Annotated in this window: 12 protein-coding genes; 9 read left to right on the plus strand and 3 right to left on the minus strand. The window is 56.3% G+C overall.

What is annotated here, in order from left to right; translation table 11 throughout:
* The first annotated feature begins 129 nt into the window (after window positions 1–129).
* The 8 genes from ygeW (at window position 130) to EGK14_RS15350 (ending at window position 12,686) form a co-directional block, all read left to right on the plus strand.
* A complete protein-coding gene (ygeW, locus tag EGK14_RS15315) occupies window positions 130–1,320 on the plus strand; it encodes a knotted carbamoyltransferase YgeW (protein ID WP_125289959.1) in 1,191 nt (396 codons plus the stop codon).
* Window positions 1,321–1,362: 42 nt separating this feature from the next.
* Window positions 1,363–2,559 carry a diaminopropionate ammonia-lyase gene (locus EGK14_RS15320; protein ID WP_125289960.1) on the plus strand — a complete coding sequence of 399 codons (1,197 nt, stop codon included), beginning with the start codon at window positions 1,363–1,365 and terminating at the stop codon, window positions 2,557–2,559.
* Window positions 2,560–2,572: 13 nt separating this feature from the next.
* Window positions 2,573–3,787, plus strand: a complete 1,215-nt coding sequence (locus tag EGK14_RS15325; RefSeq protein WP_125289961.1) for a YgeY family selenium metabolism-linked hydrolase — start codon at window positions 2,573–2,575, stop codon at window positions 3,785–3,787.
* Window positions 3,788–3,821: 34 nt separating this feature from the next.
* A complete protein-coding gene (gene hydA / locus EGK14_RS15330) occupies window positions 3,822–5,210 on the plus strand; it encodes a dihydropyrimidinase (protein ID WP_125289962.1) in 1,389 nt (462 codons plus the stop codon).
* Window positions 5,207–6,139 (plus strand): carbamate kinase, encoded by a 933-nt coding sequence (gene arcC, locus EGK14_RS15335; RefSeq protein WP_125289963.1) that lies wholly within the window; start codon window positions 5,207–5,209, stop codon window positions 6,137–6,139. The genes hydA and arcC overlap by 4 nt, the downstream gene beginning before the upstream one ends.
* 595 nt (window positions 6,140–6,734) lie before the next feature.
* Window positions 6,735–9,842, plus strand: a complete 3,108-nt coding sequence (gene ygfK, locus EGK14_RS15340; RefSeq protein WP_125289964.1) for a putative selenate reductase subunit YgfK — start codon at window positions 6,735–6,737, stop codon at window positions 9,840–9,842.
* A gap of 2 nt (window positions 9,843–9,844) precedes the next feature.
* On the plus strand, window positions 9,845–11,170 hold the full coding sequence (gene ssnA, locus EGK14_RS15345; protein WP_125289965.1) for a putative aminohydrolase SsnA: 1,326 nt from the start codon (window positions 9,845–9,847) through the stop codon (window positions 11,168–11,170).
* A 58-nt stretch (window positions 11,171–11,228) separates the two neighbouring features.
* On the plus strand, window positions 11,229–12,686 hold the full coding sequence (locus tag EGK14_RS15350; protein ID WP_158616058.1) for a nucleobase:cation symporter-2 family protein: 1,458 nt from the start codon (window positions 11,229–11,231) through the stop codon (window positions 12,684–12,686).
* 267 nt (window positions 12,687–12,953) lie between these two features.
* On the opposite strand, the gene iolB is transcribed toward EGK14_RS15350, so the two are convergent.
* Complete coding sequence (iolB, locus tag EGK14_RS15355; protein ID WP_125289966.1) at window positions 12,954–13,775, minus strand: 5-deoxy-glucuronate isomerase; 822 nt, start codon at window positions 13,773–13,775, stop codon at window positions 12,954–12,956.
* A gap of 18 nt (window positions 13,776–13,793) precedes the next feature.
* Window positions 13,794–15,299 carry a CoA-acylating methylmalonate-semialdehyde dehydrogenase gene (locus tag EGK14_RS15360; protein ID WP_125289967.1) on the minus strand — a complete coding sequence of 502 codons (1,506 nt, stop codon included), beginning with the start codon at window positions 15,297–15,299 and terminating at the stop codon, window positions 13,794–13,796.
* A gap of 545 nt (window positions 15,300–15,844) precedes the next feature.
* On the opposite strand from EGK14_RS15360, the gene EGK14_RS15365 reads away from it, so the two are divergent.
* Entirely contained in the window at window positions 15,845–16,660 is an 816-nt protein-coding gene (locus EGK14_RS15365; RefSeq protein WP_125289968.1) for a TIM barrel protein, read from the plus strand.
* Between the two features lie 255 nt (window positions 16,661–16,915).
* On the opposite strand, the gene EGK14_RS15370 is transcribed toward EGK14_RS15365, so the two are convergent.
* Window positions 16,916–18,112, minus strand: a complete 1,197-nt coding sequence (locus EGK14_RS15370) for an MFS transporter (protein WP_125289969.1) — start codon at window positions 18,110–18,112, stop codon at window positions 16,916–16,918.
* Between the last annotated feature and the right edge of the window lie 106 nt (window positions 18,113–18,218).

An 18,218-nucleotide genomic window follows, 5' to 3' on the forward strand; every position in this document is an offset into this window, starting at 1 on the left:
ATAGATCACGTTTTTCCGCCGCCAATAGCCGTGCCTCCCACTCCTGGCATAGAAGTTGATTACAGCGGTCAGGCTTTCTGCCGTGCCGTTAGCGGCAGAGATAATGTATCGCTATGAGGAACCGTTTAAATGGAAGAGACAGGCGCACTGCTACGGGCCATTGGCCAGAGAAAAACTGGCCTGGCCAGTAAAGATTTTTTACTTACCTGGGAGCAAACCCGCGAAGAACTTGAGCAAGTGCTGGACATCGCTCAGCTAATGAAAATCATGCGTGAGAAAAACATCGATACCCGGATTTTTAATAGTGGGCTCGGCATTTCGGTTTTCCGCGACAACTCCACCCGTACGCGTTTTTCCTACGCCTCGGCGCTGAATCTGCTGGGGCTGACGCAACAGGATTTGGACGAGGGCAAATCGCAGATCGCGCATGGCGAAACGGTACGTGAAACCGCCAATATGATCTCCTTTTGCGCGGATGCAATCGGCATCCGCGATGACATGTATCTGGGCGCGGGTAACGCCTATATGCGGGAAGTCGGTGCAGCGCTGGATGAGGGCTTTAGCCAGGGCGTTCTGCCCCAGCGGCCTGCCCTGGTCAATCTGCAATGCGATATCGATCACCCTACGCAGTCAATGGCGGATTTGGCCTGGCTTAAAGAACATTTCGGCGGGCTGAACCAGCTGAAAGGCAAAAAAATCGCCATGACCTGGGCCTATTCGCCCAGCTACGGCAAACCGCTTTCGGTACCTCAGGGCATTATTGGATTGATGAGCCGCTTTGGTATGGAAGTCACGCTGGCGCATCCTGAGGGCTACGATCTTATTCCCGACGTGCTGGAAGTGACCCGGCGCAACGCCGAAGCGTCCGGCGGCAGCTTCCGTCAGGTCAGCACAATGGAAGAAGCGTTCCGCGACGCCGATATCGTCTATCCAAAATCCTGGGCGCCCTGGCAGGTGATGCAGCAAAGAACCACGCTGCTGCGCAATCAGGATACCGCCGGACTAAAAGCCCTTGAGCAGCATTGCCTGCAACAAAATGCGCGTCATCAACAATGGCACTGTACGGAAGAGATGATGAGGCTGACCCGCGACGGCAGCGCGCTCTATATGCACTGTCTGCCCGCCGACATCACCGGCGTTTCCTGCGAGGCGGGCGAAGTCGCCGCCGGCGTTTTTGAGCGCTATCGCATTGCCACCTACAAAGAGGCCAGCTGGAAACCGTGGATCATCGCCAGCATGATCCTGGCCCGAAAATTTGCCGATCCCGCTGCCGTGTTGACCCGCTGCCTCCAGGAAGCGCAGCCAAGGATCAAATGCTGAGAAAACCTCGGTTCCCGATTACTTTTTGAGGAAAGGTCAGCTATGTCCAGCTTCGAGTTAAAAATGTTTATTGAGGACAACGCGGCTTATGCGCCCGCACAGTCCGATCTGTTCAACCGCCATACCGCCAGGGCCGCACGGGTTTTCCACAGCAAGCTGCCGGGCTATCGTCCGACTCCGCTGCTCTCTTTGCCCGCTCTGGCCAAAGCGCTCGGTGTTGAACAAATCCTGGTTAAGGATGAGTCGCAACGCTTTGGCCTGAACGCTTTCAAAATGCTTGGCGGCGCATGGGCTATTGCCCGCCTGCTCTGCAAAGAAACCGGCAGCGAGATTAACGAATTTTCCTTTGCCGCCTTTCGTCAGCAGCAGCGCGCACCCATGACGTTTGCGACCACCACAGATGGCAATCACGGGCGCGGCGTTGCCTGGGCGGCGCGCCAGCTGGGACAACATGCCGTTATCTATATGCCTAAAGGCTCCTCGCCCGCCCGCGTCAAGCATATTACCGACCTGGGCGCAGAGTGCATCGTTACCCAAATGAACTACGACGATACGGTACGTCTGACCATGCGCAATGCCGAAAGGCAGGGCTGGAAAGTCGTGCAGGATACCGCCTGGGAAGGCTATAGCGAGGTGCCCACCTGGATTATGCAGGGCTACGCCACGCTGGCGGATGAAGCCGTAGAACAGATGCAGGCGCTGGGCACTTCGCCAACCCACGTTTTTTTGCAGGCGGGCGTAGGGGCAATGGCCGCTGGCGTGCTCGGCTATTTGTGCGACGTATATGAGGCCGCCAGCCTGCATGCCGTGGTCGTAGAGCCGGACAAAGCCGACTGTCTTTTTCGTTCAGCCCAACGCGGGGAAATGGTCAACGTGGGCGGCGAGATGAATACCATTATGGCCGGGCTGGCCTGCGGTGAGCCAAATCCGCTTGGCTGGCCGCTATTGCGCGGCTGCGTCCGGCAGTTTATCTCCTGCGAAGATCGCGTCGCCGCTTTGGGAATGCGCGTGCTGGGTAATCCCCTGGGCGGCGATCCACGCATTATATCCGGCGAATCAGGGGCGGTCAGCGCTGGCGTGCTGGCTGCCGTTCTGCATCATCCTCAGTCGCAGGCATTAAAAGAAAAACTCAGGCTTACCCCGGCTTCGCGCGTACTGCTGCTCAGTACCGAAGGCGACACCGATCCTCAGCATTACCGAGAAGTGGTGTGGGAAGGAAAAGACGGCATTACCGCTTAATTAACAGGAGTTAATCATGAAATCCGTTCCGTTCGACGACATTCTTGCCCTGGCAAATAAATACCAACCGGAAATGACGCGCTTCCTGCGCGATATGATCGCCATTCCCAGCGAAAGCTGCGATGAAAAGCGTGTGGTCGCGCGCATACGTCAGGAGATGGAAAAAGTAGGGTTCGATAAAATCGAGATCGATCCCATGGGAAATATTTTGGGTTATATCGGTCACGGCCCACGCCTGCTGGCGATGGACGCCCATATCGATACGGTGGGCATCGGCAATCGCAAAAACTGGCGTTTCGATCCTTACGAAGGCATGGAGGATAACGAGCTGATCGGCGGGCGAGGATCCTCGGATCAGGAAGGCGGCATGGCGGCAATGGTTTACGCGGCAAAGATCATCAAGGATCTCCGGCTGGAAGACGACTACACGCTGCTGATTACCGGAACGGTTCAGGAAGAGGACTGTGACGGCCTGTGTTGGCAATATCTTATTGAGCAGATGAATATTCGGCCTGAATTTGTCATCAGTACGGAGCCTACCGACTGTCAAATCTACCGCGGCCACCGTGGCCGCATGGAAATACGGGTAGAGGTTCAGGGCGTCAGCTGCCACGGCTCTGCGCCGGAACGCGGCGATAACGCTATTTTCAAAATGGCACCAGTCCTGACCGAGCTGCAGGCGCTGTCCGGCAAACTGGGCAATGACGAATTCCTGGGTAAAGGCACGTTGACCGTTTCGGAAATCTTTTTCACCTCGCCCAGCCGCTGCGCCGTCGCAGACAGCTGCGCCATTTCCATCGATCGTCGCCTCACCTGGGGCGAAACCTGGGAAAACGCGCTGGAGGAGATCCGCGCTTTGCCTGCCGTAAAGGCGGCTAAGGCAGAAGTCTCGCTTTATACCTACGAGCGCCCTTCCTGGACGGGGCTGGTCTACCCAACCGACTGCTATTTTCCTACCTGGAAAGTGGAGCCTGACCACATCACCGTCAAAACGCTTAGCGCGGCCTATCAAGGCCTGTTTAAACGCGAGCCGGTAGTGGATAAGTGGACTTTCTCCACCAATGGCGTTTCCATTATGGGCCGTCATGGCATTCCCGTTATCGGCTTTGGGCCAGGTAAAGAGCCAGAAGCTCACGCGCCGAATGAAAAAACCTGGAAAGCGCATCTGGTCACCTGCGCCGCACTCTATGCCGCGACGCCTTTGACCTGGCTACAACAGCAAGCCTGACAGCACGGAAACCGGCGTCGACAGGAGGACGGGAATGAAAACGTTACTGAAGGGAGGCACCCTGGTGGATGATGCCGGGGAATACCGCCAGGATCTGCTGATCATGCAGGGGAAAATCGTTCGTCGCGCGCCGCAAATCGAGGCGGACGAAACCATGAGCATTATCGACGCTCGCGAGCTGCTGGTAATGCCGGGCGGCGTGGATGTGCATACCCATTTTAATATCGACGTCGGCATTGCACAGAGCTGCGACGACTTTTTTGCCGGGACGCGCGCCGCTGCCTGCGGCGGCACCACCACTATTGTCGATCATATGGGCTTTGGCCCGCCAGGCTGCACGCTGCATCACCAGCTGGAGAAGTATCATCGCGACGCGGTCGATGCGGTTATTGATTACAGTTTTCACGGCGTGATCCAGCATGTGACGCCTCAAATTTTGGAGGAGATCGCGCCGATGGTGCAGCATGAGGGGATCAGCAGCTTCAAATTTTATCTGACCTACGACTATATGCTGCACGATGAAGATATTCTGAACGTTCTGCAGAGCCTTAACGAAGCGGGTGCGCTGGCCACGGTGCACCCGGAGAACGATGCGGCCATACGCTGGCGACGACAGCAGTTTAAGCAGCAGGGGAAAACGGCGCCCGTCTGGCACGCTCACAGCCGTCCGCTGGCCTGCGAAGCGGAGGCGATCGCGCGCGCGATCAATCTGGCCAGGCTGGCGGACAATGCGCCTTTATATATCGTTCATCTCTCAAACGGCCTCGGGCTGGATTATGTTCGTATGGCGCAGGCAAGCGGCCAGCCGGTGTGGGCAGAAACCTGCCCCCAGTATCTGTTGCTGGATATCAACCGCTACCTGCGGCCTGACGGGCTGAAATACATCCTCAGCCCGCCGCTGCGGCCATGCAGCGAGCGGGATAAATTATGGGTTGGCATCGCCGAAGGCGCGATTGATACCCTGGCTACCGATCACTGCAATTTTCCTTACCGGCAACGCCAACAGATGGCGGCCAGCGATTTTACCCGCTGCCCCAACGGCCTGCCGGGCGTAGAAAATCGTCTGGCCCTGCTTTTTTCCGCAGGCGTAATGAAAGGACGTATCAGCCGTTCACGCTTTGTTTCGCTAACCAGCACGATGCCTGCAAAACTGTTTGGTCTGTGGCCGGAAAAAGGCAGCCTACAGCCCGGCGCGGATGCCGATCTGGTGCTTTTCGATCCCCGACGTCAGCAGATTATCCATCATGCCGATCTGCATGATAACGGCGACTATACGCCCTATGAGGGCTTCTGCTGCCAGGGCTGGCCCGTTATGACCCTTTCACGCGGCACGGTGGTCTGTCGGGAAGGTCGCTTTACCGGCCAGGCAGGACACGGCCGCTTTGTTTCCCGCAAGCCATTTGTAACAGGGAGTCACCTATGAAAAAGAGGATAGTACTGGCGCTGGGCGGCAACGCGCTTGGCGCGGGGCTGATGGAGCAGATGCAGGCCGTGCAGAATACGGCGGAAACCATTGCGGCGCTGATTGGCGAAGGCCACGAGCTGGTGATCACGCACGGCAACGGCCCGCAGGTGGGAATGATCCATCAGGCCTTTGAAGCGGCAGCCCATACGGCGGCGCATTCTCCGGTGCTGCCGATGTCGGTATGTGTGGCGCTCAGTCAGGGATATATCGGCTACGACCTGCAAAACGCGCTGCGGGAAGCGTTGCTTAATCAGGGCATGGATAAAAATGTGGTATCGCTGATCACGCAGGTGCGCGTGGACGCGCGCGATCCCGCCTTTACTCACCCCGACAAACCGATTGGCTCTTTTCTGTCAGAAGAGGAGGCGCGCAAGCTGAAATCAATAGGGATCCTGCTGATGGAGGATGCCGGGCGCGGCTGGCGGCGAGTGGTTGCCTCACCCAAACCGTTGGAGATCATCGAAGCGCGCGCGGTAAAAACCCTGCTGGAAGCCGGTCAGATTGTGATTACCGCTGGCGGCGGCGGCATCCCGGTCGTCGCCCAGGGGGATCATCTACAGGGTGCGAATGCCGTTGTTGATAAGGATCTTGCCAGCGCGGTGCTGGCTCAGGATATTGATGCGGATATGCTGGTTATTCTGACCGCGGTCGAAAAAGTTGCTCTCGATTTCCGTAAGCCGACGGAGCGCTGGCTGGACACGCTGACGCCGCAGGAAGCTTTGCACCATATTGCTGATAATCAGTTCGCTCCAGGCTCGATGTTACCGAAAGTCGAAGCGGCCGTCGCGTTTGCCGAATCAAAGCCTGGTCGTCAGACCCTGATTACGATGCTTTCTAAGGCCAGAGAAGGGATTGTCGGCCAGACCGGCACCCTTGTTCAACAATAGCGGCAGAGGGCGCATCGGCGGCTGTTTCAGGCTTGTCCTGTCGCCGATGCGCCGGAGCTGCGCGGCCACCATGCTTGCCGCTGTCTCTTCCGGCGCCAGACGTTCAATCATTCCACACCCGATCGTCCCGTCCGTTTTGCCCTCTTCCCGCACCAGCATGACGCGGTGCAGAGCCGTGACATTAGACGACATGTAATAGCGCAAAAACGTGATTTTCTTTCTCCAGAACGCTGGCCATGGCAAACAGGCTCACTTCCTTCTGCTGAGTGTGGATCCTCCTGGTTTGCTACAACCTCTGTGCCGCTTTTTTCAACGCGATGAGCAACCGGCTGAGGCAGGCCTTCTCATAATGAGATCTTACGTTCTTATATTGCGAACATTTTCCCACGCCGCGCCAGTGCTGTCTTTTCTGAATGCTACTTATTCTCATCACCCGCTTTTCTGTGGTCAGCCAGACCACAATTTTGCGAATACTGTCACGAAACCTGCATGAAAAAATATCCTTAAACGACCCTGGCTCAGTTGTTGCTAAGCGTTGACAAAACCGCATTCGTTTACACAAGCGGCATTACTCAGCAGCATTAAGGAGCTACTTATGGGTGACATCATGCGTCCCATTCCTTTCGATGAACTTCTGGTGCGAACCTGCGCGGAGTACCAGGAGAGTCGTTCGATTTTCGGCATCCCGGAAACGGAATTTTACCAACGGGATCCGCGTCGCCAAATCACCTTGTTTGGCGAAAGCTGCGACACGCCTGTCGGGCCAGCCGCCGGGCCGCATACGCAGCTGGCGCAAAACATCATTGTGTCCTGGCTGACCGGCGGCAGCTTTATCGAGCTGAAAACCGTGCAGATACTGGACAGGCTGGAGCTTGAAAAGCCCTGTATTGATGCCAGCGACGAAGCGTTTAACACCGAGTGGTCCACCGAATTTACGCTGAAGAAAGCCTGGGATGAGTACCTGAAGGCCTGGTTTGTTCTACATCTGCTGGAAACGGTTTATACGCCGCGACGCGACGGCGCAAAACGCTCTTTTATTTTTAATATGAGCGTTGGCTACGATCTACAGGGCATAAAGCAGCCCGCGATGCAGACCTTTATCAATGAGATGCTGAATGCCGCTCAGAATGAGAAATTCGCGCTTTATCAACAAAAGCTACAGCACTTTATTATGCAGGGCGAGTGGCTGCTGCTGCAAAAAGCGCAGCTCGTTGATTTACAGGCGCTGCCAGCACGCATTTCCGGCCGCATGGTCAATAGCGTCACGCTCTCCACCATGCATGGCTGCCCGCCTGACGAAATCGAGTCAATTTGTCGCTATATGCTCACGGAGAAACACCTACACACCTTTGTTAAACTGAATCCCACACTGCTGGGATATCAGCGCGTGCGGCAAATCCTCGATAACAATGGTTTTGACTATGTCGGGTTGGACGAAGCATCTTTCAGCCACGATCTGCCGCTTGGGCAAGCATTAGGGATGCTTGAAAGATTAATGGCGCTGGGGCGGGAAAAACAGCGGACTTTCGGTGTAAAACTGACCAATACGTTGGGCACCCGTAATCATAAGCATCGCCTGCCGGGCGAAGAGATGTACATGTCGGGGCGTGCCCTCTATCCGTTGGCGATTAACGTTGCGGCGCTGCTTTCCACCCATTTCGCCGGCAGGTTACCCATCTCCTATTCCGGCGGTGCCAGCCAGTACAATATCGCCGATATTTTCGCGACCGGCATCCAACCGATTACCCTGGCTACCGACCTGCTCAAGCCCGGCGGCTATCTGCGGTTGAAGGCCTGCGCGCAAATCCTGGAAAACAGTCAGGGCTGGGAACGCCAGTGCATTGATGTTGCCGGACTGCAAAAACTGGCTGACAACGCCCTTTCCGCCCAGTGGGCGCAAAAGTCCTGGAAGTCTCGCGAGCAGATAGACGCGGGCGGCCCGCTGCCGCTGACGGACTGCTATGTCGCGCCCTGCGTCACCGCCTGTGCCATTCATCAGGATATTCCGGAATACCTGCGGCTGGCGGGAGAAGGCCGTTATGTCGAGGCACTGGATCTTATCTATCAACGCAACGCGCTACCGGCCATTACGGGCCATATTTGCGACCACCAGTGCCAGAACAACTGCACCCGACTGGATTACGACAATGCGCTTAATATCCGTCGTATCAAAAAAATTGTGCTGGAAAAAGGCTGGGAGACGTACCGTCAACGCTGGCATAAACCGGCTGGCTCGGGCGATAAACATCCGGCTGCGATCCTGGGCGCTGGCCCGGCAGGCCTTGCCGCCGCCTTTTTTCTGGCGCGGGCGGGCCATCCGGTCACGCTGTTTGAGCGGGAAGCCACGCCAGGCGGTATCGTGCAGCATATCGTGCCGCGTTTTCGCATTCCGGCGCAGCTGATTGAGCAGGACATTCAGTTTATCGCCGACCATGGGGTGAAGTTTGTTTTCAACTGTGACCCTCATCTGACGCTTGAGCAGCTTCGTCAGCAGGGCTTCCGCTGGATCTGCATAGGCATTGGCGCGAGAAAAAGCAATGCGCTGTCGCTGGCGGGCGGCAATCCGCACGTGTTCGACGCCTTTGGGTTTTTGCAGCGGTTTAACCAACAGCGTGTTGACCCGGCTATTCAGGGCAATGTGGCGGTAGTCGGCGCGGGCAATACGGCAATGGACTGCGCCCGATCCGCGCTGAAGGTGCCAGCCGTGCGATCGGTAACGCTGCTTTATCGTCGGGAAGAGCGGGATATGCCCGCCTGGCCGGAAGAGATAGCGGAAGCCCGGCAGGATGGCGTGCAGTTTATGACGCTGGTAAATCCGGAAACCTTTACGCCTGACGGAGACCTGACGCTACGGGTGATGCAGCCCGGCGAGCCTGACGCACAGGGACGCCGTCGACCGGTAGCTACGTCACAAACGCTGAATCAACGCTTTGATGCCCTGATAGCCGCTACCGGAGAAAAACCGGACGGAGAAATTCTCAGGCAAATCGGCCTACCGCTTTCCGCTTCCGGCCGGGTTGACGTTGACCCGCATACGCTGGAAACCAGCCTGCCAGACGTTTTCTTAATCGGCGACGTACAGAGCGGCCCCGCTTCGGTCGTGGCCGCAATTGGCGACGCGCGTAAGGCGACCCGCACCATCCTCCAACGAGAAAATATCCACTGCGACGACGAGCACAAGCGCTGGCTGAACAGCGATCCCCTTGCCATTTATCAGCGGCACGGCGTTGTTGCCGTGCGGCAGATTGATGCAGACGACCAGGAGGCATTTGCCCGGCAGGAAGCGGCCCGCTGCCTGGAGTGCAACTACGTCTGCGCACGCTGCGTGGATGTCTGCCCAAACCGTGCCAACGTCGCGCTTGCCGTGCCGGGTTTCAGCAGTCGTCAGCAGATCCTGCATCTGGATGCGCTTTGCAACGAATGCGGCAACTGCGCGCAGTTCTGTCCGTGGCAGGGCAAACCCTATCAGGACAAGATTACCCTGTTCAGTCGTCGGGATGATTTTGACAACAGCGCCAACCCCGGGTTTCTGTTGGATAAGCAGAGCGTGCGGCTACGGCTGAACAATCGCGTCTGGCAGCTCAACGTTGATGACCGGGGCGAAATCACGGAAGCACTGCCTGACGACTTAAAGACAATGGCCCGTATCATCAGCTATACGCGTCAGCAGCATTCTTATCTGCTGAGCAGAGTGGAGGAATAACCATGCTGCTGCTAAAAAACTGCACTCTCATCGACTTCAATCCCGCCCGGGTTGTCGACAACGGTGACATCGCCATCGATGGCGAAAAAATTATTGCCGTCGGCGGCGATTTGTCAGCGGATTACCCCCATGCGCAATGTAAATCTCTGCACGGAAAACTGGTTATGCCGGGACTGGTCTGTGCGCATAATCATTTTTACTCCGGCCTTTCACGAGGGATCCTGGCGCCGATAGCGCCCTGCCCGGACTTTATCTCTACGTTAAAAAATCTTTGGTGGCGGCTGGATCGCGCGCTGGATGAAGAGTCGCTTTATTACAGCGGCCTGATCTGCTCGCTGGAAGCCATCCGCCATGGCTGCACTGCGGTTATCGATCATCATGCCTCGCCAAACCTTATTAAAGGATCGCTGGCGATCCTGCGGCGCGGCTTTATCGAAGCCGGACTGCGCGGTATGACCTGTTTTGAAACCACGGATCGCAACGGCGGCCTGAAGGAGCTGGAAGCAGGTGTCGCGGAGAATATCGATTTTGCCCGGCTGATTGATACCCGGCGAAGCGCAGGTCTGGAAGAGCGCCTGGTGGAATGCCATCTTGGCGCGCATGCTCCTTTCACCGTGCCGGACAGCGGCCTGGCGATGCTGGCCGAAGCGAAGCAGGAAACGGGGCGTGGTCTGCATATTCACGTAGCGGAAGATCGTTACGACGTTTCACACAGTCATGACAGATACAGCATGGATCCCATTGCCCGCCTTGATCAATTCGGCCTGCTGGATGAGAAAACGCTTATCGCCCACGCGCTATGGCTCTCGGCCGATGAGATTGCGTTACTGAACCAGCGTCGCGCCTGTCTGGCGCACAATGCTCGCTCCAATATGAATAATCACGTCGGCTACAACCATCGCCTGGCTGATTATCAACTGGCGGCGCTTGGCACTGACGGCATCGGCGTTGACATGTTTGAGGAGCTGAAATTCGCTTATTTCAAACATCGGGACGCGGGCGGCCCGCTCTGGCCTGACGGCTTTTTGCGCATGTTGCATAACGGCAATATTTTGCTGGAACGTAACTTTGCCCAGCCTTTTGGTCAGCTGGCGGCTGGCTATACCGCTGACCTGACCATCTGCGACTACGTTTCGCCGACGCCGCTGCAGGCGGAAAATCTCGCCGGGCATCTGGCTTTTGGACTTAACAGCGCGGCAGTGCACAGCGTCATGATCGCCGGCAGGCTGGTCTATGAAGATCGTCAGTTCCCCTTCGACATTGAACCGCTCTACGCGCGCGCGCAAAAAGCCGCGGCCAGGCTGTGGCAAAACATGGCAAAGCTATAGGTCTGTACGCCTTCGAATCGTAGCCGGGCGCATTCCCGGCCGTAAGGGAGATACATTAATGAACGCCTCTGTAACCCATTCTGAACCGCTTGCGGTTTCTGTACCGCCTGCCGATCGGTTATTACCCGCCGGCCAGATGATCCTTTATGGTCTACAGCACGTGCTGGTGATGTATGCCGGAGCCGTTGCGGTGCCGCTGGTTGTTGGCGCAGCGCTGGGCATGAAAGATGCCGATATTATTATTCTTATCAGCTGCGATCTGGTGGTTTGCGGTTTGGCTACGCTGTTGCAAACGCTGGGCATCGGACGCTGGCTGGGTTGTCGCCTGCCGGTGGTACAGGGCTGCACCTTTGCCGCACTGATCCCGCTGGTATTAATCGGCAAAGAGTACGGCATGGGCGGCATCTCAGGCGCGGTCATGGTTGCCGGGGCCTTCACGCTAATCAGCGCGCTCTGGATTTGCCGGCTGGTACGTTTTTTCCCGAAAGTGGTAATGGGGTCCATCGTTACGCTGATAGGCCTGTCAATTATGCCTGTGGCGGGCGGCTGGATAGGCGGAGGGAGCAGCGACATGACCAATTTCGGCAGCGCGACCGCACTGGCGATGGCCGCCGTGACGCTGGTTATCATTCTGAATATTTATACCTTTGGCTCAGGTCTGGTTAAAAATATTGCCGTGCTGATTGGTCTGGTGGCGGGTACGACGTTATGGTATTTCGTCGATAGCCTGGACTTCAGCCGTGTGGTTTCCAGTCCGTGGTTAAATCTGCCTGTGCCGCTACGGTTTGCCATACCTGAATTTCATCTGGTGCCGATCCTGCTGCTGTCGATGGTGATGGTGGTGGTAATGGTCGAAACCATGTCGTCCATGCTGGCTACAGGCGAAATCGTAGGACGTAAAGCAGACCAGGAAACGCTGAAAAAGGGGTTATTGGCCTGCGGATTAGCCACTTTTTGCGGCAGCTTGTTTAATTTGTTTCCCTATGCGGCCTTTGCGCAAAACGTAGGGCTGATTAGCCTGACCGGGATAAAAAGTCGCTTTGTCGTGGCGGTTTCCGGCTGCATTCTGATCCTGATGGGGCTATTTGCCAAAATGGCTGCGCTGGTGGTGATTGTGCCGAAACCGGTGCTGGGCGGCGCTGGCGTGGTGATGTTCGGCATGGTGGCAGTATCCGGTATTCGGACGCTCGGCGAGGTCAACTACCGCAATAACAATAACGGCATGGTGGTGGCGTTGACGCTGGGGCTGGGGCTGATGCCGGTACTGGTACCGTCGCTGTTCGCACAGCTGCCGGAAATGACAAAAATGTTTTTGCACAGCGGTATCACGATCGGCACCTGTGTAGCGATCGTAGCGAATCTGATCCTGAATGGTAAAGGTACACACAGCCGCGTTGAATGCGCGCCCGAAGAAACCGTTCAGTCTACGGCCGCGCGCAGCGTAGCGGTCAGAACGGTAAGAATGTGGCTGCTGCTGCGGCGGGCCAGGGAGCAGAAAGCCAAAGAGATCGATTAAGGGATGACGATCGCATAATTTCGGGCATCATCAAGCAGGCCCGGAACAGGGTAAAGCAGGTCTGGACATTATTAAATGTGCCGGGCATACGATGAAATAAGGCGGAGCATCATCAAATATACCTGAAATATAATGAAGTACGCCGGAATATCATCAAATCCCGAAATACGCTGGAACAGGACGAAATATCATCAAATAAATAAGCCCGGAACAAATCCGGGCTTATAACCAATGACAAACTGTCGCTTATCGCCTGAGGGCCATCCGCTAGTCCGGTTTGCGCGGGTAATCTTCGCTGTTTACCCAGGCATGATCTTTTTCCCAGCTGAACTTCCACAGACGAACCGGCCCGGCCATCACGTTCAGGTAATAATTGTCGTAACCGGCGATAGTCGCCACCGGATGGTAGCCTCGCGGCACTGTTACCACGTCGTGGTTATAGGCCGCCATGCACTCATCCAGCGAGCGGTCGTCGGTATAGACTCGCTGCATTGCAAAACCCTGCTCCGGATTAAAACGGTGGTAATAGGTTTCCTCCAGATAGGTTTCGGTTTCTGAATCCTCCCTGTCGTGCTTATGGCTGGGATAAGAACTGGTATCGCCCTCGTCGGTATATACCTCGACCACCAGCAGGCTGTCAGCGGGCCGATCATCCGGCAGAATATTATGCACCAGCCGTTTATTGCGCCCTTTGCCGCGCCTCTCAACGCCCACGTCGCCGGGCGCAATCAGGCGTGCCGGCAGGTTACCGTTGCCAGGCGCGCGACACACCGCCAGTTCCAGATCGGAATCAGCCCGAACCTCTACCCGATCGTTATGCGGCACGTAAACGGAGTAAGGCGGCGTGCGTTCAAAAGGCGACATGCGTCTGCCGATATCCGGAAACTCTGCGTCGCGGGTCTTTACCGATGCCAGCCCGGCCACCAGCACCAGGCACAGCTCCTGACTGCCGCTTTCCAGCTGCAGGGTCTGGCCCTTTTTCAGCTGCCAGGCCTCGAAGCCGACATAGCGCCAGTTTGCGCTTTCCGGTGTAATCTGCTGGATACGTCCCTGCGCATCCGGACGTTGTGCTTTGGACAGCAATGACATGGTGCTCCTCCTTACGCGTTAGCCCAGCGTTGGCATACTGAATTCAGAAACGGTTTTCTGTCCGCTCGGCCAGCGAACGGTGGCGGTTTTCATTCGGGTATAAAAACGCACGCCGTCCGGCCCATGAACGTTCAGCGCGCCAAACACGGAACGCTTCCAGCCGCCGAAGCTGTGGAATGCCATCGGTACAGGAACCGGTACGTTAACCCCTACCATGCCCGCCTGCACTTCGCGTACAAAGTCGCGACCGGTATGACCGTTACTGGTAAAGATCGCGCTGCCGTTGCCGAACTCATGACTGTTAACCAGTTTTAGCGCCGTCTCGTAATCCGGCGAGCGCATGATGCTCAGCACCGGGCCAAAAATCTCTTCGCGCCAGATAACCATATCGGAAGTGACGTTATCAAAGAGCGTCCCGCCCACGTAGTAACCTTCCGCATAGCCCGGCACCTGGAAATTACGTCCATCGACAACCAGCTTCGCGCCTTCCTCTACCCCTTTATCGATATAACCCAGCACTTTTTTCTGATGTGCGGCGGAAACCACCGGCCCCATTTCGTTTTCTTCACTGCCTTGCTGCATGCCGGGACCGACGCGCAGAGCCTTGACCAGCGGCGTCAGCGCGGCAATCAGCTTATCGGCCGTATCATCGCCTACCGCGACCACTACCGGCAGCGCCATGCAGCGTTCGCCCGCAGAACCAAAGGCACCACCCATAATGGCATTGACCGTGGCGTCTAAATCCGCATCCGGCATGACAATCGCATGGTTTTTGGCCGCGCCGAAGGCCTGCACGCGCTTGCCATGTGCGCTTGCGGTTTTATAAATATGTTCCGCCACGCCGGAAGAGCCAACAAAGCTGACGGCCTGAACGCGCGGATCGGTATAAAGCTGTTCAGCATCTTCATTGGAACAGTGAATAACGTTAAAGACGCCATCCGGCAGTCCGGCTTCCGTGAGTAGTTCAGCCATGCGCACGGAGGCGGAGGGATCCAGCGCCGGCGGCTTAAGCACAAAGGTGTTGCCGCAGGCCAGCGCGATAGGGAACATCCACAGCGGCACCATCGCCGGGAAGTTGAAAGGCGTAATGCCGGCGACGACGCCCAGCGGCTGCATCAGCGAATAGCTGTCCACGCCTGTCGCGACGTCCGCCGAATTTTCGCCTTTGATCAAATGAGGAATACCGCAGGCAAATTCCACAACTTCCATACCACGCGTCAGTTCTCCCAGCGCGTCTGACCAGACTTTACCGTGCTCGCTAACGATTAGCGCAGCGAGCTCGTCGCGATGCTGCTCCATCAGAGCCTTGAAATTAAACAGGACGCGGGCGCGGCGCAGCGGCGACGTGCGAGACCAGCCTTCAAAGGCGTTATGCGCGACTTCAATGGCGTGAGCGACCTCTTGTGTCGTACTTTGCGTCACTTCACGCACCGGTTTGCCGGTCGCCGGATCGTAAACCGGAATTGTTTCGTTACTGGCGCTCAAAGACGTTTTTCCGCCGATAAAGTTTCCTGTAATAGTCATGTTCTGGCCTCTTAAATGGTGGTATTCCCCGTGGGCGCAGCCTTTTAGCGGACGGCCCAACCAGGCAACTCCCGAATGCATGCAAAGACACTATTATATTGGAATGAATTTTTCAAATATTCCACTTTAGAAAATCTGTTTTTAGCGGCCTGGATCGCATTTTCCTTTTCGCACTGCCCGCTGGTTTTATGCTGCGCCAGCACAGAGCGTTAAAATTAAGAATCCAGCGGTGACAGGGATCGTGAGCCTTAACGGAGGTTTTTCTTCTTGCACATGCAGGTGTTTTCCCTTACTCAGGACGGCGCGGAATTTTATCTATAAAGCCGACTCAAAACGAAATTTTGCGAGGAAGATCTAAAAATTTAAGTTTCATAATTCCCTTATAATGAAATAAATGTTTTCCTGCGGCGTAAGGTTTGCCAGTCTGTGATACAGGCTGAAAGTTCAGGTTAACGGTGCTGGTCTGATTACTGATGGTGCAGGCCAGTCAAAGTTCTTGCCAACAGCCTCGATATTTATCTCTTTTACATTGCAGGAGCAGCAAGATGGCGATTGATCCAACCCGTATCTGTATTAACCGTAAAATTGCTCCCGGTCTTGGCATTGAGCAATTTTTCCAACTGGTTCACGGGCTCGGTCTGAATAAGGTTGAGCTGCGCAACGATATGTCCAGCGGCAAGGTGACGGACAATCTGAGCCACGAAGAGGTACGCGAGCTGGCGCAGCGATACGGACTGGAAATCGTTACCATCAACGCGGTCTATCCTTTCAACCAGGCGGATGAAGCCCTGCTGGCAAAAACGGAAGCGCTGCTGAAAGACGCCAGAGGCGTGGGCGCAAAAGCGCTGGTGCTCTGTCCGTTAAATGACGGGACGCCGGTTTCTGCGGAAGAAACTATCAGCGCGCTGAAAAAACTGGCGCCGCTGTTTGAGCAATATGGCATTGCAGGCCTGGTTGAACCTCTCGGCTTTCCGATCAGTTCATTGCGTTCCGCCGTCCATGCCCAGGCACTCATCCGCAATGCCAACGTGCCTTTCCGCCTGTTAGTGGATACCTTCCACCATCATCTGTACGAAAAGGCGGAAGCGGAATTTGAAAGCGGGATCGATATCGACAATATTGGCCTGGTCCACCTTTCCGGCGTCGAGGATACAAGGCCAACGGCGGAACTGACCGATGAAGAACGCATTATGCTGAGTGAAGGTGACATGCTGGGAAGCGTGGCTCAGGTACAGCGGCTGGAACGTATGGGGTATCGGGGCATGTACGCGCTGGAACCTTTTTCTTCTGTTATGGAAAACTGGAGCGCTGCGGATATTGAGCGGGAAATCCGTCAAAGCATTCAGCTGTTGCAGGCATAAAATTTTTTAGCGCGCGGCCCGGCGCTTTGGCTGCGCTCTGCCCCCTTATTCCCTCTCTTTTATCTGTGTCGTATCTTGCGGTCTGATGGCCGCCTTTTTTTCAGCGCGTTTACCGTATCAACAGCCCGTTCGCATAACTATACCTCATCAGTAGTTTTCCTGTGCCATGTGCGATATCAGTAGTTTTCCCGTGCAATGAGCGTTAGCAACGGCCTTCCCGCGCAACTCGCTCGCCCTGCGCAATGCAAACGCAGCTCAGGCACCTTCCGCTGTCGCATGGCGGGCCTTCAACGTCAACAGCATAGCCAGACAAACCAGCAGCGCGCTAACCAGATAAATAACCGGGACGCCGGCATAGCTCATTACCAGCCCGGCCAGCGGCCCGGTGATGCCCAGCGCAAGATCCATAAAGGCCGTATAGGTCGCCAACGCGCTGCCCTGATTCTGCGCGGGCACGGCCTTCACCGCCACCACGCCAATCGCCGGAAAAACCAGTGAGAAACCGGCACCGGTCAGCAGCGCGCCCAGCTTCGCCATCCACGGATCCGCCGCACTCCAGACCAGAAATAAACCGGCGGCTTCTACCGCAAAGCAAACCGCCGCCACCATCAGCCCACCGTGCCGGTTAATGGCGTTGGGAAATAGCAGTCGCGTGCCGACAAAAGCGCCGCTGAACAGCGTCAGCGCCCAGGCCGCGCCGTCCCAGCCTTTGTCCTGGTAGAAGAGCGTAATAAAGGTAGCGATTACGCCAAAGCCGGCAGATCCCATCGCCAAAAGGATACCGAAGCGCCAGACCTTACCCAGCACGGCGCGAAAAGGCAGCGGTCTGCCCTTGCTGCTTTTGACGGCAGGCCGCGGCAGCGCCATCAGCACCGCCAGCAGTGCGATAGCCGTTACCACGCCTGCCAGCAGCAGCAGGCCGCCCCAGCGATAAATACCCACGCCCAGCGGCGCGCCAATCGCCATCGCGCCATAGGTGAAAATGCCGTTCCAGGAAATTACGCGTCCTATATGCAGCGATCCCACTACGCCGACGCCCCAAAGCGTAGAGCCGGTTCCGGCAAAACTTTGCCCAATGCCAAGAACGATCCGGCCAAAGCAAAGCAAAAGCAGGCTAACCATCGGAAGCGTTGCGGTTAACGCGGCAAGCGCATAGCACAGCCCGCTGATCAGACAGCCACAAAGCCCAGCCACCACGACTTTTTTCGGCCCCAGCAGATCGGCAAAGCGCCCCGCGTGCGGACGACTGATCAGCGTGGCGAAATATTGCAGGCTCACCACTAATCCAGCCCAAAATGCGCTGTAGCCCATCACATCATGGACATAGCCAGGCAGCACCGCCAGCGGCAGGCCAATGGTCAGATAAGCGGCGAAATTGAAAATCACAACGGAAATGATGCGCAGGTTCAGACGTAAAGCGCCCGGAGCCTCCGGAGCGGGTTGTTCAGGCATAGCGAAGAATATCCTGTCCGAAACGACATAAATAATAACTATAACCTGATTTCCCGGCTCGCAGGCGGCCAGTGCATAAATTATGCGGGACGCTATTTTTAGCACG

The organism is Erwinia sp. 198 (genome assembly GCF_003937915.1).
Lineage (GTDB): Bacteria > Pseudomonadota > Gammaproteobacteria > Enterobacterales > Enterobacteriaceae > Erwinia > Erwinia aeris.

Bases quoted from the DNA above. Each gene is read 5' to 3' on its own strand.
- ygeW (WP_125289959.1), top strand. From the start codon at position 130: ATGGAAGAGACAGGCGCACTGCTACGGGCCATTGGCCAGAGAAAAACT.
- EGK14_RS15320 (WP_125289960.1), top strand. From the start codon at position 1,363: ATGTCCAGCTTCGAGTTAAAAATGTTTATTGAGGACAACGCGGCTTAT.
- hydA (WP_125289962.1), top strand. From the start codon at position 3,822: ATGAAAACGTTACTGAAGGGAGGCACCCTGGTGGATGATGCCGGGGAA.
- arcC (WP_125289963.1), top strand. From the start codon at position 5,207: ATGAAAAAGAGGATAGTACTGGCGCTGGGCGGCAACGCGCTTGGCGCG.
- ygfK (WP_125289964.1), top strand. From the start codon at position 6,735: ATGGGTGACATCATGCGTCCCATTCCTTTCGATGAACTTCTGGTGCGA.
- ssnA (WP_125289965.1), top strand. From the start codon at position 9,845: ATGCTGCTGCTAAAAAACTGCACTCTCATCGACTTCAATCCCGCCCGG.
- EGK14_RS15350 (WP_158616058.1), top strand. From the start codon at position 11,229: ATGAACGCCTCTGTAACCCATTCTGAACCGCTTGCGGTTTCTGTACCG.
- iolB (WP_125289966.1), bottom strand. From the start codon at position 13,775: ATGTCATTGCTGTCCAAAGCACAACGTCCGGATGCGCAGGGACGTATC.
- EGK14_RS15360 (WP_125289967.1), bottom strand. From the start codon at position 15,299: ATGACTATTACAGGAAACTTTATCGGCGGAAAAACGTCTTTGAGCGCC.
- EGK14_RS15365 (WP_125289968.1), top strand. From the start codon at position 15,845: ATGGCGATTGATCCAACCCGTATCTGTATTAACCGTAAAATTGCTCCC.
- EGK14_RS15370 (WP_125289969.1), bottom strand. From the start codon at position 18,112: ATGCCTGAACAACCCGCTCCGGAGGCTCCGGGCGCTTTACGTCTGAAC.